The 16784-nt window shown below is 61.7% G+C and carries 8 protein-coding genes; 7 read left to right on the top strand and 1 reads right to left on the bottom strand.

Annotation, left to right across the window (positions count from 1 at the left end):
• Positions 1–263 precede the first annotated feature (263 nt).
• The 7 genes from BLW69_RS08810 (at position 264) to glgB (ending at position 15455) form a co-directional block, all read left to right on the top strand.
• Positions 264–3407, top strand: coding sequence for a putative bifunctional diguanylate cyclase/phosphodiesterase (locus BLW69_RS08810; RefSeq protein ID WP_162759498.1), 3144 nt, complete (start codon positions 264–266; stop codon positions 3405–3407).
• Positions 3408–3566: 159 nt separating this feature from the next.
• Positions 3567–4664 carry a chorismate synthase gene (gene aroC, locus BLW69_RS08805; RefSeq protein WP_092661460.1) on the top strand — a complete coding sequence of 366 codons (1098 nt, stop codon included), beginning with the start codon at positions 3567–3569 and terminating at the stop codon, positions 4662–4664.
• 10 nt (positions 4665–4674) lie between these two features.
• Positions 4675–5775 (top strand): 3,4-dihydroxy-2-butanone-4-phosphate synthase, encoded by a 1101-nt coding sequence (gene ribB, locus BLW69_RS08800; RefSeq protein ID WP_062453643.1) that lies wholly within the window; start codon positions 4675–4677, stop codon positions 5773–5775.
• A 225-nt stretch (positions 5776–6000) separates the two neighbouring features.
• Positions 6001–6492, top strand: coding sequence for a cupin (locus tag BLW69_RS08795; protein ID WP_062580184.1), 492 nt, complete (start codon positions 6001–6003; stop codon positions 6490–6492).
• 133 nt (positions 6493–6625) lie between these two features.
• On the top strand, positions 6626–9880 hold the full coding sequence (locus tag BLW69_RS08790) for a maltotransferase domain-containing protein (protein WP_092661458.1): 3255 nt from the start codon (positions 6626–6628) through the stop codon (positions 9878–9880).
• A 23-nt stretch (positions 9881–9903) separates the two neighbouring features.
• The gene (gene treS, locus BLW69_RS08785; RefSeq protein ID WP_175487259.1) at positions 9904–13248 is read left to right on the top strand and encodes a maltose alpha-D-glucosyltransferase; all 3345 of its coding nucleotides are present in this window, start codon (positions 9904–9906) and stop codon (positions 13246–13248) included.
• On the top strand, positions 13248–15455 hold the full coding sequence (gene glgB / locus BLW69_RS08780; protein ID WP_092661456.1) for a 1,4-alpha-glucan branching protein GlgB: 2208 nt from the start codon (positions 13248–13250) through the stop codon (positions 15453–15455). Before treS ends, glgB begins: the two co-directional genes overlap by 1 nt.
• 55 nt (positions 15456–15510) lie before the next feature.
• Here the strand turns inward: glgB and BLW69_RS08775 are convergent, their stop codons facing one another.
• Positions 15511–16701: a winged helix-turn-helix domain-containing protein gene (locus BLW69_RS08775; RefSeq protein WP_092661454.1), complete on the bottom strand. Its 1191-nt coding sequence runs from the start codon at positions 16699–16701 to the stop codon at positions 15511–15513.
• Positions 16702–16784 lie beyond the last annotated feature (83 nt).

Here is a 16784-nt window from a genome sequence, read left to right as displayed (position 1 = left end):
TTCGGTGCAAGATAGCCTGCCGATTGTGGCGAAAATTGCTCGCCAGCATGACATTTTCGCTACAAACAACAGTTTGATTATTAACCATATTCTTCCAAATTCAAGACGTCTCAAGACCAAATCGAACGTTTAGTGACCGCGTTTACCAACTATTTGCAATAAAACGCAGCTTCACAGCTCTAAGGCGGATGTGGAATGGGAAATTAACTGCGCCACAATACAGTTATACCCGGTCACAAGAGTTAACGAGAAGGTGTTCAGTTTTGGCGCTCTGGCGTTCCTCCATTACCGAAAGGTTTCGCCCTTTCAGCAGTGCATGCGCGCCTGCCGTCGCAGCCTTCCTCGTTTCGCTGACAGTTATCGTCACCGCGGTGGTCCTCGATCACCGATTCGTGCAGAAACATCGCGATGATATTCACGCCGCCACGACACGTGCGGCCGGCACGGCGGCCCGTCAGATCGCTTCGCGGCTGGAGCTTGATTTCGCGGTTGCCGATAGCCTGCGCAATGCGTTGATCGGTCAGGCAGGATACAAGCCCAACGATATGCAGACCTCTGCTCGTCAGGCACTCGCCGACCTGCCACACCTTTCCGCAGTGATCGCGGCACCGGGCTTCACACCAACGACCTTCTTCCGCCGCGACAGCTTGGCCGGTGAGACCGGTATCGATCTTGCTGGTCTTAAGGCGGATCTCGACCGGGCCGGCAACAAGGCGCGCCCAAGCGTGCTGACCGGATCGCAGACGGGCAGGCTTACCCTCATCATGCCGGTGCCTTCCGCCAGCGGACAGGAAGCCGGGCTCTGGGGCGCTCTGGTTCTCGTCCTCGATGTCGCCGATCTGCTTGATCCCGCGACACGCCCTCAGGTTGGCGACGCGGCACAAACGTCCGAGACGGTCTTCGACTGGCTCGATCTCGCGCTCGTCGACAACAGTCGAGCCGACCAGGCCGTGTTTTACGGCAATGAAGCGGTAAAGGGCGGCGATCCGGTCCGGTGGTCGATCACCGTCAAGGGTACGGACTGGCAGATCCTTGCGGCGCCGCGCGTCGGCTGGAATGCTTCGCCCGCCGGTCAGATGCGGTTCCGGTTGATCCTGGCGCTGGCATCGCTTGCGATCGTCTTGCCGGTGCTCATTGCGACCTCGCTGATTTCGGAACGCAACCGGCATATCGAGACGCTGCGGCTGCGCGAAAACAAGCTGTTTGCACTGTCGCGACGGTTCGGGCTTGCCATGGAAGCGTCGATGATGGGCATCTGGGAAGTGACCGATGAGGGTGTGCAGCTCTCCTGGGACGATCGCTCCGCCGCTCTCCACGCCAATCCGTCAGCCACCACCGGCAACCGGTTCGATGACTGGATGGCATCGATCGCGCCTGAGGACAGGGCTGTCGCGGAAGCGCATCTCTTTACAGTTCTCTGCACCGACAGCCCATCGACCGAGACCTATCGCCTGATCCTGCCCGGCGGCGACATCCGGCATCTTCGCTCCGCCGGCGCGAGGGTCCAGAACGAGCGCGGCATCCAGGCGACCGGCATCGTCTGGGACGTCACCGCCGACGTGACGATGGCACAGACCCTGCGCGACGCGAAAGACAATAGCGAGGTCAAGAATGCCGAGCTCGAACTGGCGCTCGACGAATTGTCGGACCGGGAGCAGGAACTGGAAGGTCTGTCGCGCAAGCTCGACCTCGCACTCGGTTCCTACGGATGCGGCGTCTGGGAATATGATCCGGCAACCGGCAGCGAGATATGGGACGCTCGCATGTGCCAGCTTTATGGCGTTGCCCCGATTGCCGGCCCCCTTCCCCACGACTTCTGGCTGTCTCTGCTGGTTCCGGAGGATCGCCAGAGTGCTCTTGACGCGGCAATGCGTTACCTTTCCGGCGACGTCGAGGAGGCTCTGATCGTTCGCGTGCCGCAATCTGACGGCAGCCTCCGCTATATCCGGTCCGTCGGTCAGCTGGTGATCGGTCGCGACGGTTCACGCAAGCTTATCGGGCTCGCCTTCGACGTGACCAAAGATGCGGTGATGACGACCGAGCTCAAGTCTGCGAAAGCGGAATCGGATGCTCGCAATGTCGAGCTTCAGATGGCCAAGACCCGCATCGAGCACAATGCGCTGCACGACCCGCTGACGATGCTTGGGAATCGCCGCAAACTGGACATGGAACTCGACCACCTCTCGCGTGCAAGCCAGGTGGAGCGGCAGAAGTTCTTCATCCTCCATCTCGACCTCGACCGGTTCAAGCAGATCAACGACACGATGGGCCATGCCGCCGGTGACGCGATGCTGGTGCATTCATCCCGGATCCTGTCGCGCAACGTGCGTGACGAGGATATCGTTGCGCGGATCGGCGGCGACGAGTTCGTCATCCTGATGAACAATTCCGCATCCATCGAGGATGTGGCCGAGCTTTCGCAGCGGATCATCGCCGAGTTTCGTCAGCCCTTCGACTTCGACGGCTTTTCCTGCCGGTGCGGCGTTTCGATCGGCATTGCGCAGGCAACCGGTCTCAATGTCGATGCACGACGCACGCTGGTCAACGCCGACATCGCGCTCTACCGAGCCAAGGGCCTCGGCCGCAACCGTTTCGAATTCTTCACGCTCGACCTGCAGGAAGAGATCGTCAGCCACAAACGGACCGCCGACGAAGTGCTCTCGGCGATCGACAACGGCGAGTTCGTGACCTGGTACCAGCCGCAGTTTTGCGCCAGAACCGGTGAACTGACCGGGGCCGAGGCGCTGCTGCGCTGGAACCATCCGCATCACGGCATCCTCGCGCCAGCGCGGTTCCTGAGGATCGCGGAAGACCTCAACGTGTCGGCGGTGCTCGACCAGATCGTGCTTGAGACGGTGCTGAAGGACAAGATGCGCTGGACCGCGCTCGGCCTCAAGGTGCCGAAGGTCTCCGTCAACGTCTCGTCGAAGCGGCTGCATGACGAAAACCTGATCGCCAACCTCGAGTCGCTGTCCATCACACCCGGCGAGATCTGTTTCGAGCTGGTGGAGTCGATTTTCCTCGACGACGGCGACGTGTCGGTATCGGGCAATATCGAACGCATCAAGGGAATGGGCATCGACATCGAGATCGACGATTTCGGGACCGGCCATACCTCGATCGTCTCGCTGCTGAAGCTGAAACCGAAGCGGCTGAAGATCGACCGGCAGCTGGTGATGCCGATCCTCGAAGCGCCGCAGGAACGGACCATGGTTCGCTCGATCGTCGACATTGCCCGCTCGCTTGGCATCGACACGGTGGCGGAAGGTGTGGAGACGATGCAGCATGCGGAATTGCTGCGCGAACTCGGCTGCGACCTTCTGCAGGGCTATGCCTTTGCCAAGGCCCTGCCCTTTGACGAATTCGTTGAGGCGGCCAGAGCCGACTGGCTCAAACAGGCGGCATGAATGGCACCGAATGGCCGGCCGTGCATCCATGTCCGGGATCGACAGCCCGATATGGGGCAAGAAGGGCTTGTCGCCCGCCGACCTTTTCCATAAGACATCCGCGTCAAAGTTTGACGTCCAAGATTGACGGAGGCGGCCCCTCCGAAGCCGGTTAGTGAAATGTCGCACAATACTTTCGGTCATCTTTTCCGTGTCACGACCTGGGGCGAAAGCCACGGGCCGGCGCTCGGCTGCATCGTGGACGGATGCCCTCCCGGCCTGCGCTTCACGCTTGCCGAAATCCAGGCCTGGATGGACAAGCGAAAGCCCGGACAGTCGCGTTTCGTGACCCAGAGGCGCGAGGACGATATCGTCAAGATCCTCTCCGGCGTGATGATGGATGCCGACGGCGAGACGATGATTTCAACCGGCACCCCGATCTCCATGCTGATCGAGAATACCGACCAGCGCTCCAAGGACTACGGCGAGATCGCCCGCAGCTATCGCCCCGGCCATGCGGATTTTGCCTACGACCTCAAATACGGCATCCGCGATTATCGCGGTGGCGGCCGCTCATCGGCCCGCGAGACGGCAGCGCGTGTCGCTGCCGGCGCGATTGCCCGCAAGGTCGTGCCGGGAATGACCGTGCGCGCAGCCCTGGTGCAGATCGGCAAGCACAAGATCAACCGTGACAACTGGGACTGGGGCCAGGTCAACGAGAACCCGTTCTTCTGCCCCGACCCTGAGATGGTGCCTGTCTGGGAAACCTATCTCGACGGCATCCGCAAGGCCGGATCGTCGATCGGCGCGATCGTCGAGGTGGTGGCGGAGGGCGTTCCCGCAGGGCTTGGCGCACCGATCTATGCCAAGCTCGACCAGGAGATTGCTTCCGGCCTGATGTCGATCAATGCCGTAAAGGCCGTCGAGATCGGCGATGGTTTTGCCGCCGCCGAGCTTTCCGGCGAGGACAATGCCGACCAGATGCGGATGGGCAACGATGGCCAGCCTATCTTCCTCTCCAATCATGCCGGCGGCATCCTCGGGGGCATTTCGACCGGCCAGCCGATCATTGCCCGCTTCGCCATCAAGCCGACCTCGTCGATCCTGAGCGAGCGCCAGTCGATCGACGCTGATGGCAACAATGTGGATGTGCGCACCAAGGGTCGCCACGATCCTTGCGTCGGCATCCGCGCCGTGCCGATCGGGGAGGCGATGATGGCCTGCACGATCGCCGACCATTTTCTCCGTGACCGGGGTCAGACCGGTAAAACCCGCTAGGAATCATCACATGCCCTACGATCAGAAGCGCGTCGTCGACGCCATCCGCGCCTTCGAAGCCGGCGAAATCGTCGTTGTTACCGATGACGACGGACGCGAAAACGAAGGCGATCTGATCGTCGCTGCGGTTCACTGCACGCCGGAAAAGATGGCCTTCATCGTGCGCCACACATCCGGTATCGTCTGCACGCCGATGCCGCGCAGCGAAGCCAAGCGCCTGAACCTCAATGCGATGGTGGCGGAAAACGACAGCGCGCATACGACCGCCTTCACCGTAACGGTGGATTTCAAGCACGGCACGACGACCGGGATCTCGGCCGACGACCGGACGCTGACGGTGCGCAACCTCGCCAACCCGAATGTCGGCCCGGCCGACTTCGTGCGTCCCGGCCACATCTTCCCGCTGATTGCCCGCGAAGGCGGCGTTCTGATGCGGTCCGGCCATACGGAAGCGGCCGTCGACCTGTGCAAGCTCGCCAACCTGCCGCCGATCGGCGTGATCTGCGAACTCGTCAACGACGACGGCACGGTGACGCGCGGTCCGCAGGTGACGGAGTTTGCGATCACCCATGGCCTGAAGCAGGTGTCCGTTGCCGATCTCATCGCCTATCGCCAGCGCAAGGAAACGTTGATCGAGCTGCACGGCACGTTCGACATCGAGACCCCGAAGGGCAAGGCCAAGGCACACGCCTACTCCCTGCCCTGGGAGACGATGCAGCACGTCGCCATCGTGTTCGGCGACATCAGGGACGGCGTCGACATTCCGGTCCGCCTTCATCTGGAAGACGTGGCGCGCGATGTGTTCGGCGCGGCGCGCTCCGTGGACCGTTACATGGCAAAGATCGCCGACGAGGGTCGCGGCGTCATCATCTATCTGCGCGAGGGTTCGGTTGGCGTCGGTGCCAGCACGACGTCGCGCAAGGTCCGCTTCGGCGAGGAATCGCACGCGGAGGCCAAGGTCCGCGACAGCGAGTGGCTGGAAATCGGCCTCGGCGCCCAGATCCTGCGCGATCTCGGCGTGTCTTCGATCAAGCTTCTGACCAGAAGCGAACGTCATTACGTCGGCCTCGAAGGGTTCGGCATCCAGATCGCCGAGACCGTGATCTGCTGAACGGCCACTGAGCGGAGCGCGTTTCCGTGCTGACCTTTTGAAATAGAGGTTGGCGCGGGAACATCGCATTTGCGCACGGGTTCAGTCTCAGGACGTTGCTGGAAAATGCCGGCGACGTCCGACAGACGCAACCGTGCAAGGATCAAGTCCGTGACCCGAAGCCTGAACATCGTTCCGCCAGCCCTCGATCCCGCCGTCTCCGCTGGAAGGACGACCGTCGAGAGCATGACGTTTCCGCCGAGCGGTTTCGTGCCCAACCACCCCCACCTTCCGGCTCTGATCTACCGCAACGCCCTTGCCATCGATCCTCTGGTCGGCGACCCGGCCAGCCTGTTCGAAGACCTTTTTGCGAAAAACGGCTGGCAGGGCATCTGGCGCGATGGCGTATTCGATTATCAGCACTACCACACGGGCGCCCACGAGGTCCTCGGCATCGCAAATGGTCGCGGCCTGCTGCTGATCGGCGGTCCGGATGGCACCGAAATCTCAGTCCATGGCGGCGATTGCATCGTGTTGCCGGCCGGCACCGGGCACATGCGGCTGGAGGCCAGCCGCGACTTCGTGGTTGTCGGCGCCTATCCGCCAGGACAGCGTGCGGATCTTCAGACCGGACCCGCGGATTCTGAGGGTCTCAGCCGAATTTCGAGCCTTCCCGTGCCGCAGACCGATCCGCTCCGTGGCCGCGACGGCCCCCTCCTTCGGCACTGGGTCCGTTAGGGTTCATTCATGTACATCTAATGCGTGCGCAAAAATCCGATAGGCACAATTTTATCGGAACAAGCACAGCAGCCTTGCAGTTACCCCGCTGATCGCCACCCGCTCTACGGCCCGGCAACCCAAGGCTATAAAGATGAACACGCGTCCTCAATTCGCCTCGTCCACCCCGCTGTCAAAGCTCCCGCCGCAAATCTACTACGTGCATCCTCTCATGCTCAAAGGCTTGCAGGATTGGCGCCAGGTTTTTGCCCATGCGAAGGATCTCGGCTTCGATACGGTCCTCAGTGCGCCGCTGTTTGCACGCGGCGCGGACACGAGCATTTTCGTCAGCGGAGACCTGGACAGGCTTGATCCGGCGCTGGGACTTGGGGAAAGCATCGACGATGGCGTGAAGGCACTGACAGGTGCCGCTAAAGAGCATGGCATCAAGCTGATGCTCGACATTGCCGTCGATCGTATCGCCGATGCGTCAAACCAAGGCAGCGCCGTCGTATTCGACCCGCGTCGCTCGCCGCAGGAAAGCGGCAGCCGCACGATCGATATCACCCATGAAACGCAGCTGCTTGATGACTGGCGCCGCCGACTGGCGCGGCTGGCCGGGCTTGGCATCGCCGGCTTTCGCTGCATCGGCATTGGCAAGGTCGCGCCCGACGTCTGGAAGGACCTGATCGCTGCGGCTCGCAGTGCCGTCTCCGACACCATCTTCCTTGCCTGGACGCCAGGCACCAGTTTTGAAGATCGCAAGGCGCTCAAGGGCGTCGGCTTCGACGGCAGCTTTTCGTCCTTTGCCTGGTGGAACATGGAGGAACGCTGGATCCTCGACGAATACGAGGTGCAGCGCGAACTCGGCTACCAGATTACCTTTCCGGAAGCCCCGTTCGGCAAGCGCATGGCGCATGGCATTGACGGAACCGAAGTGTCGGAGCGCCGAGCGGTCCGGGCCCTGAAGCTCGCGTCGACCTTCGCCAGCGGCCTCATGGTGCCGATGGGCTTCGAATACGGCTCATCCATCCCGCTCGACCCACTGACCGGCGACGGAATGGGTCTGCGTGGGCTCAAGGACCAGGGCGTGTTCGACCTGTCGAGCGACATCCGTGCCATCAATGCCGCGCCCAACAAGACATCGGCCGGGTTCGGCCGCCAGCCGCTGAGGTTGATTTCCACCAGCCAGACCCAGGCTGTGGCGCTCTTGCAGACCGACCATGAGGATATCCGCGCATCTTCGAAGATCCGCGTCGTCATGCTGAACCGCGATTTGCGCAGGGTCACCAAGGCTCCGTTCAACGTGCTGCGTGAAGCAGCCTCCCCTTTCCTGCCGCTGACGGCGCCGGGGAATGACGCCGACATTTTTGCGCCCGATCTCATGCTGAAGCCGGGCGAACTGCGCGTTTTCGAAGGCCATGCCTCGCAGCCGATCATCGAAGCTGTTGCGGTTTCCACCGCAGCAGAGGCGGCGGCCACGCCGCGGCTGGCGATCGAGAAGATCACGCCGTCGGTGGACGACGGTCGCTTCGTGGTGAAGCGCGTGGTCGGCGAGACGGTCAAGGTGGAAGCCGACGTGTTCGGCGACGGGCACGATCCGCTGTCGGCATCGGTCATGTGGCGTGCGGCCGACGAGGACCAGTGGACCGAAGTGCCGATGACGCTCGTCACCAACGATCGTTGGGCGGCAGAATTTCCGCTGAAGCGAATGGGTCGCCACGAGTTTGCAATCGAGGCCTGGAAGAACCCGTTCCAGATCTTCCGCTACGAATTCACCAAGAAGCACGAGGCGCGGCTCGATCTGCGGCTGGAGATCCAGGAAGGCATCAATCTGGTGCTTGATGCGCTGGATCATGCCACGGGTGACCTCAAGACCGAACTGAAGGTGCTGTTCGACAAGCTGACGGCGCAGGACGATCCGAAGCGGATCGAAACGCTTCTGCTGGCCGACACGGCCGAGCTGATGGTGGAAGCCGACCGCCGCCCGCATCGGGTTCGCTCGACGCTGATCCCTGTCGATGCCGAGCGGACGGCCGCAGCGTTTGCGAGCTGGTTCCAGGTGTTCCCGCGCTCCCAGAGCGGCGATGCGAACCGTCACGGCACGTTCGACGACGTGATCGCACGGCTGCCGGCGATCCGGGAGATGGGCTTTGATGTCCTCTACTTCCCGCCGGTGCACCCGATCGGTTCGACCAACCGCAAGGGAAAGAACAACACGCTGACCCCGGCCCCTGAAGATCCAGGCAGCCCATACGCGATCGGCTCGGAAGATGGCGGACATGACGCGATCCATCCGGAGCTCGGCACGTTCGAGGATTTCCGCCGGCTGGTCGATGCGGCCAAGGACCACGGGCTGGAGCTCGCTCTCGACCTCGCGATCCAGGCCTCGCCCGACCATCCGTGGCTCAAGTCCAATCCCGGCTGGTTCGACTGGCGGCCTGACGGCACGATCCGCTATGCCGAAAACCCTCCGAAGAAGTACGAAGACATCGTCAACGTCGATTTCTACGCCAAGGACGCTGTTCCTTCGCTGTGGATCGAACTGCGTGACGTCGTCCAGAAGTGGGTCGATAACGGCGTCAAGCTGTTCCGCGTCGACAATCCGCATACGAAGCCGTTTCCGTTCTGGGAATGGATGATCGCGGACATCCGTTCGCGCCATCCCGACGTCGCCTTCCTGTCGGAAGCGTTTACGAAGCCGAAGGTGATGTACCGCCTCGCCAAGGTCGGGTTCTCGCAGTCCTATACCTACTTCACCTGGCGCAACGCAAAGTGGGAGCTCGAGCAGTATATGCGCGAGATCACGACTGAAGAGCCGAAGGAATTCTTCCGTCCGCACTTCTTCGTCAACACGCACGATATCAACCCGGATTTCCTGCAGAACGCACCGCGTCCGGCCTATCTGATCCGTGCAGCGCTGGCTGCAACGCTGTCGGGCCTCTGGGGCGTCTATAACGGCTTCGAGCTTTGCGAGGGCCGCCCGGACGCCAAGCGCAAGGAATACGCGGACTCCGAGAAGTACGAGATCCGTGCCTGGGATTACGACCGTCCGGGTCACATCAAGGGCGAGATCGCGCTTCTCAACCGCATTCGCCGCGAAAACCCGGCGCTGCATTCGCATCTCGGTCTGCAGCTCCTGCCCGCCTGGAACGACAACATCATGTTCTTCGAAAAGGCCAGTGCCGGCCGCGAGAACGTGCTGCTGATCGCCGTCAATCTCGATCCGCACAACGCACAGGAAGCGGATATCGAACTGCCGCTGTGGTCGTTCGGCATTCCGGATCACGGAACCCTCGACCTCGAAGACGTCATCGGCGGCGATCGCTTCTCATTGACCGGCAAGGTGCAACGCATCCGCCTCGACCCTCACTCCGGCCTGCCATTCTCCATCTGGCGCGTCCGTTAAAGACAAGAATGGGAGGAGACATCATGGACATCACGAGCGGCAGAAACCAGGGCCAGGACCAGAATCAAGCGATGAACGACGATCCACTATGGTACAAGGATGCAGTTATCTATCAGCTGCATATCAAGTCGTTCTACGACGCCAATGGCGACGGTATCGGCGACTTCCAGGGGCTGCACGAGAAGCTTGATCACGTCGCTTCACTTGGCGCCAACACGATCTGGCTCTTACCGTTCTTTCCGTCGCCGCGTCGTGACGATGGATACGATATTGCCGATTATACCAGCGTCAGCCCGGACTATGGCACGGTGGACGAATTCAAGGCGTTCGTGGCTGCTGCCCATGCACGCAATCTGCGTGTGCTGATCGAGCTCGTCATCAACCACACGTCCGACCAGCATCCGTGGTTCCAGCGGGCACGTCATGCGCCTCCTGGTTCGCCGGAGCGGGATTTCTACGTGTGGTCGGATACGGACCAGAAATTCCCGGAAACGCGGATCATCTTTCTCGATACGGAAAAGTCCAACTGGACCTGGGATCCGGTTGCCGGCGCCTATTACTGGCACCGCTTCTATTCGCACCAGCCCGACCTTAACTTCGACAACCCAGCCGTTCTGGAAGAGCTGTTCGAAGTCATGCGTTTCTGGGCCGATACGGGCATCGACGGTTTCCGCCTCGACGCCATCCCGTATCTGATCGAGCGCGAAGGCACGATCAACGAGAACCTGCCGGAAACCCACGACATCCTGAAGAAGATCCGCGCGGCGCTCGACAGCACCCATCCCGGCAAGATGCTGCTGGCGGAAGCCAACCAGTGGCCGGAAGATACGCGCGAATATTTCGGCGATGGCGACGAGTGCAACATGGCGTTCCACTTTCCGCTGATGCCACGCATGTATATGGCGATCGCCAAGGAAGACCGCTTCCCGATCACCGATATCATGCGCCAGACGCCTGCAATTCCTGACAATTGCCAGTGGGCGATCTTCCTGCGCAACCACGACGAGCTGACACTCGAAATGGTGACCGACGAAGAGCGCGATTACCTCTGGAACATCTATGCCGCCGACCGGCGCGCCCGCATCAATCTCGGCATTCGTCGCCGTCTTGCGCCGCTGATGGAGCGCGACCGCCGCCGCATCGAGCTGATGAACGGCCTGCTGCTTTCCATGCCCGGAACGCCTGTCATCTACTACGGTGACGAGATCGGCATGGGCGACAACATCTACCTTGGCGACCGCGACGGCGTTCGCACGCCGATGCAGTGGTCTCCGGACCGCAATGGCGGTTTCTCCAAGGCCGATCCGGCACGCCTCGTGCTGCCGCCGGTCATGGATCCGCAGTATGGCTATGAGGCGGTGAATGTCGAAGCGCAGGGCGCCGACGCGCATTCGCTGCTGAACTGGATGCGCCGGATGCTGGCGCTGCGCAACAAGCATGCAGCCTTCGGCCGCGGCACGCAGCGGTTCCTGACGCCCGGAAACCGCAAGATCCTTGCCTATCTTCGTGAGTACGAAGGTGAGACAATCCTTTGCGTCGCCAACCTTTCGCGCCTGCCGCAGGCGGTGGAACTGGACCTGTCGCAATTTGCCGGCTGGGTGCCGATCGAGATGTCCGGCATGTCGCCGTTCCCGCCGATCGGTCAGCTGACCTATCTGCTGACGCTGCCGCCCTACGGCTTCTTCTGGTTCCAGCTGGTGGAAACTTCCGATGGCCCCGTATGGCGCAAGGAGCCGCCGGAGCAGATGCAGGACATGGTGACCATGGTCGTTCGCCGTGACCTGCAGGAACTCGGCGAAGACTCGCCGCTGTCGCAGATGTTTGCCAAGGATATCCTGCCGCCATACCTCTCGAAACGCCGCTGGTTCGGCTCCAAGGGCTCGATCCTCAATTCGGCGCGGCTTGCCAACGTGACGCCGATCGCGTTTGCCAACAACATCCTGCTCGGCGAGCTAGAGGTCGATGTTGCCGGCAAGTTGGATACCTATCTCCTGCCGCTTGCCGTTGCCTGGGATGAAACCCAGCCTTCGGCGCTTGCCCAGCAGCTGGCGCTTGCCCGCATCCGTCAGGGTCGCCGGGTCGGCTTCCTGACCGATGGCTTTGCCATGGAAGGTCTGGCGCGCGGCGTGATCCGCGGACTGTCCGAACGGGCGGTGATCTCTGGCGTTTCCGGTGCTCTGGAATTTGTCGGCACCGACACTCTGGACCAGCTCAACTTCGACGAGGATATGCCGATCACCTGGCTTTCGGCCGAACAGTCGAACAGCTCGCTCATCATCGGCAACCTCGCCATGGTGAAGCTGATCCGCCATATCTTCCCGGGCATCCACCCGGAAGTGGAGATGACGCGCTACCTCACCAATGTCGGCTACCGGAATACGGGACAGCTGCTCGGCGAAGTCGCCCGCACCTCGCCGGAGGGCAACCGCTACACGATGATCATCGTGCAGCGCGCGATCCGCAATCAGGGCGATGCCTGGAACTGGATGCTCGGCAACCTGCGCCGCGCAATCGACGAGATCGTGGTGACCGGGCTCGAGGGCGAAGGGATCGACGAGCACTTCAAGCCGCTCGTCAATCTTTCGGCCACCATCGGAACACGGCTTGGTGAGCTGCATGTCGCACTGGCCCAGCCGACCGATGACGAGGCATTCAGCCCGATCTGGGCTGGCGACGCCGATATCTCGAGATGGCGCGCGGGCGTAACGGCTCAGATCGACCAGAGCCTGACCATGCTCGAACTGAACAGCGAGGGACTGGAAGGTCGCGCCGCAGAAGACGCACGCATGATCCTCAGCCGTCGCGAAGACCTGTTCGGCCTTGTCGAGACGCTGTCCGGCTTTGCCATTTCGACGCTGATGACCCGTACCCACGGGGACTTCCACCTGGGCCAGATCCTGGTGGCAGAGGGCGACGCCTATATCATCGACTTCGAGGGCGAACCCGCCCGCGATCTCGAGGAACGTCGTGCGAAGTCAAACCCGCTGCGCGACGTGGCTGGCCTCCTGCGGTCGCTCAGCTATCTCGCAGCCTCGGCCGATCTCGATCGGGAGGTCGTCAGCGAAGTGGACGACGCCCGTCATCCGGAGCTCGTCAGCCGCTTCATCGACAAGGCGGAACCGGCATTCCTGCAGGCCTATTTCGATGCTGTGGAAAAGTCCGACTCGCTCAACATCCCGCACGAGAAGCGGTCGAAAATACTCGACCTCTTCCTGCTGGAAAAAGCCGCCTACGAGATCGCCTACGAAGTGCGCAGCCGGCCGAAGTGGCTGCCCCTGCCGCTCGCAGGTTTTGCGACCATCGCGGCGCGACTTCTCGACACCGACAGCAATTCCACCCCTGATGCACCCAAGGGAGAGACAGAGTGATGCGATACGAGCGCACGGACCTCATCATCGGAACCGTTGAGGAGGGCCTCCAGGCCCTCGTCGACGGCCGTCATGGCGATCCCTTTTCCATTCTCGGCCGCCATCAGTACGGCGACCTCACCGTGGTGCGGGTGCTGCTTCCCGGGGCGCTTTCGGTTGAGGTCGTCGAGCGCGATACGGCCAAGGTCGTCGCGGAGCTGGACAGCATCCACCCCGGCGGTCTGTTTGCCGGCGTGACCAATTCGACTGCGCCCTATTTCCTGCGCATCGAATGGCCGGAAGCAATCCAGGAAACCGAGGATTCCTATTCCTTTCCGCCACTGCTCGGCGATCTCGATCTGCACCTGATCGGCCAGGGCACCCATTACGATCTCGGCCGTACGCTGGGCGCGATCCCGATGGAAGTGGACGGGGTTTCCGGCGTGCGTTTCGCCGTCTGGGCACCGAACGCCACGCGCCTTTCGGTGGTCGGCGATTTCAACGCCTGGGACGGACGCCGGCATCCGATGCGGCTGCGGCCGCAGGCCGGCGTCTGGGAACTGTTTGTTCCTCGGCTGACCCATGGCGAGCGCTACAAGTTCGAAATTCTCGACGCTCACGGCAATATGCTGGCGCAGAAGGCCGACCCGATCGCACGTGCCTCGGAAGCAGCACCTTCGACTGCCTCCGTCATCGCCTCGTCCAAGCCCTTCCGCTGGACGGATGGCGACTGGATGGCGGCGCAGGCCAAGGACCGTGCCCGCGAAGGCGCGATGTCGGTCTATGAGGTGCATCTCGGTTCCTGGGTTCGGATTGCCGAAGAGGGCAACCGCACGCTCGACTGGGTGGAACTCAGCCAGCGCCTCGTGCCCTACGTCAAGAAGCTCGGCTTTACCCATATCGAGATGCTGCCTATCATGGAGCATCCGTTCGGCGGTTCATGGGGCTACCAGCCGCTCGGTCTGTTTGCGCCGACCGGACGCTACGGCACGCCGGAAGACTTCGCCTATTTTATCGATCGCTGCCATGCTGCCGGGATTGGCGTCATCCTCGACTGGGTGCCAGCGCATTTCCCGACCGACGTCTGGGGTCTGGCGCAGTTCGACGGCACGGCGCTCTACGAGCATGCCGATCCGCGCGAAGGTTTCCACAAGGACTGGAACACGCTGATCTACAATCTCGGCCGCAACGAGGTGAAAGGCTTCCTGATCGCGTCAGCGCTGGAATGGCTTGACCATTTCCACATCGATGCGCTCCGCGTCGATGCGGTGGCCTCCATGCTCTACCGCGATTACAGCCGCGAGCAGGGCGAATGGATCCCCAACAAGTATGGCGGACGTGAAAACCTTGAATCCGTTGAATTCTTCAAGCACCTGAACAGCATCATCCATGAACGGTGCCCGCATGCCTTTACGGTGGCCGAGGAATCGACCGCCTGGCCGGGTGTGACCGAAAGCGTCGAGCACGGCGGACTGGGCTTCGACTTCAAGTGGAACATGGGCTGGATGCACGACACGCTCCACTACATGGAGGAGGATCCGGTCTACCGCAAATACCAGCACGGAAGTCTGACCTTCGGCATGGTCTATGCCTATTCCGAACGCTTCATGCTGCCGCTGTCCCATGACGAAGTGGTGCACGGCAAGGGTTCGCTGTTTGGCAAGATGCCGGGCGACCACTGGCAGAAGATGGCCAATCTCCGCGCCTATTACGGTTTCATGTGGGGCCATCCCGGCAAGAAGCTGATGTTCATGGGTGGCGAAGTCGCTCAGGTGACCGAGTGGAACCACGACGCGTCCGTTGTCTGGGATCTGCTGGACAGCCCCGATCATGCGGGCATGCAGCGCTTGATCGCCGATCTCAATGCGCTCTATTCGGCCGAGCCGGCGCTTCAGTATGGCGATCTCCATCCTGAAGGCTTCGAATGGGCCGTGTCCGACGATGCGGAAAACTCCGTTACCGCGATGCTGCGCCTGTCGCAGGATCGGCAGTCGGCAATCATCGTCGCTTCCAACATGACGCCTGTGCCGCGGCATGGCTACCGGATCGGCGTGCCGTTCGAGGGACGCTGGGAAGTGGTGCTGAATACCGATGCCGCGATCTACGGCGGCACCAATTTTGGCCAGACCGAAGCCTGGACGGAAAACCAGTCGGCGCATGGCAAGACGGCATCCATCGCTCTCGACATTCCGCCACTTGCGACGGTGTATTTGCGGTGGCGGGGTTAAGTCCCCGGCATCGCCCGGATTGAGCGCTTCCAAGAGATGAAACGGCTGACGGGACCTAGTCCCGCCAGCCGTCCCGATAGACGACCTTGTCCGCGCCGGCAAACCGCCCCACCCGCTGCAGCTCGGCATCGAGCTTGGCCAGCCTGCCCGCGGATGCCCGGACACCCTTTTCCAGCCACAGCCGCTTGACATCAAGCACACCCGTTTTGCGCTCCGCCTTCATGTCGATGCGACCGATCATGCGGTCGCCTTCCAGAAGCGGAAAGACGTAATAGCCGTATTGCCGCTTCGGCTCCGGCACAAATACCTCGATACGGTAGAAGAAATCGAACAGCCGCACCGCACGGTCACGGTTGCGCAGGAGCGGATCGAAGGGGCTGAGCACCCTCACCCGAGCCGGCGGCTCTGGAATATCGCCGAGATTTTCGGGAAAGCCTGAAAACGCGAAGCAGGCGCGCGGACGGCTGCCGTCGGCGGTTTCGATCAGGACTTCGACGAGTTCATCGCGATGGGATTTCACCCAGTCCCTCGCCTCTTCCGGCGTGACGATATCCCAGAAGGCAGCCAGTTCTCCCGAAGTGGCAAAGCCGAGCTTCTCCATCGCGCTGCGGCAGGCCCAGTCGATGAAGTCCTCTTGGCTGACATCGGGTTCGTGGTGGTGGGCGGCAATGACGCGCTCGGTCAGATCGTAGATCTTCTGGAAACTCACCCGGCCTGCAATCGAAAGCTTGCCGGTGTGCCAGTAATATTCGAGCGCCGTCTTGTTCGGGTGCCAGTTCCACCAGCCGCCGGACTTGTGATCCTCCATCTTCATGTCGCGCGACATGATCGCGCCGTTTTCCGAAATGTGCCGGAACGTGTCCTCGAAGGCGGAATCGAAACTCTCGCCATGCCATTTGCGCCAGCGCTCGGCGAGGATCGGTTCGCGGCGGCGGAAGCGGTGCTTCCAGTAGCGGAACAGACGCGCCGGAATGATCGAGGCGTCGTGGGTCCAGTGTTCGAACAGCTCGCCGTCTTTTTCCAAGAGCGACGTCAGGTGTTCGCGCCGATAGGTCTGGTTGCGCGAAAACAGGATCATGTGATGGGCGCGCTCGACGGTGGCGATACTATCCACCTGCACGAAGCCCAGATCGTCGATCAGCTGCAGAAGACCGGCCTTGTTGAGCGCACGAGTCGGCGGTGCGGAAAGCTGCTGCCGTTCGATGAAAATCCGTCTTGCCCGGGCATTGTCGATCAGAATCCCCATGGCAACGAGACTAGGGCGACAGTGGACCGGATGCAATGTTCACTTTTCATTCCGCCTTCCCGCTCTGCTCCCGCCGCGATATA

Origin of the sequence: Rhizobium sp. NFR12 (assembly GCF_900108545.1) — a bacterium.
Taxonomy (GTDB): Bacteria; Pseudomonadota; Alphaproteobacteria; order Rhizobiales; family Rhizobiaceae; genus Neorhizobium; species Neorhizobium soli.
The sequence above is the reverse complement of the archived record's forward strand: the minus strand, read 5'-3'. Positions and strand labels throughout refer to the sequence as shown.

Coding starts and splice junctions, on each gene's coding strand:
- glgB (WP_092661456.1), top strand. CDS start 13,248: ATGCGATACGAGCGCACGGACCTCATCATCGGAACCGTTGAGGAGGGC.
- BLW69_RS08790 (WP_092661458.1), top strand. CDS start 6,626: ATGAACACGCGTCCTCAATTCGCCTCGTCCACCCCGCTGTCAAAGCTC.
- treS (WP_175487259.1), top strand. CDS start 9,904: ATGGACATCACGAGCGGCAGAAACCAGGGCCAGGACCAGAATCAAGCG.
- aroC (WP_092661460.1), top strand. CDS start 3,567: ATGTCGCACAATACTTTCGGTCATCTTTTCCGTGTCACGACCTGGGGC.
- BLW69_RS08795 (WP_062580184.1), top strand. CDS start 6,001: ATGACGTTTCCGCCGAGCGGTTTCGTGCCCAACCACCCCCACCTTCCG.
- ribB (WP_062453643.1), top strand. CDS start 4,675: ATGCCCTACGATCAGAAGCGCGTCGTCGACGCCATCCGCGCCTTCGAA.
- BLW69_RS08775 (WP_092661454.1), bottom strand. CDS start 16,701: ATGGGGATTCTGATCGACAATGCCCGGGCAAGACGGATTTTCATCGAA.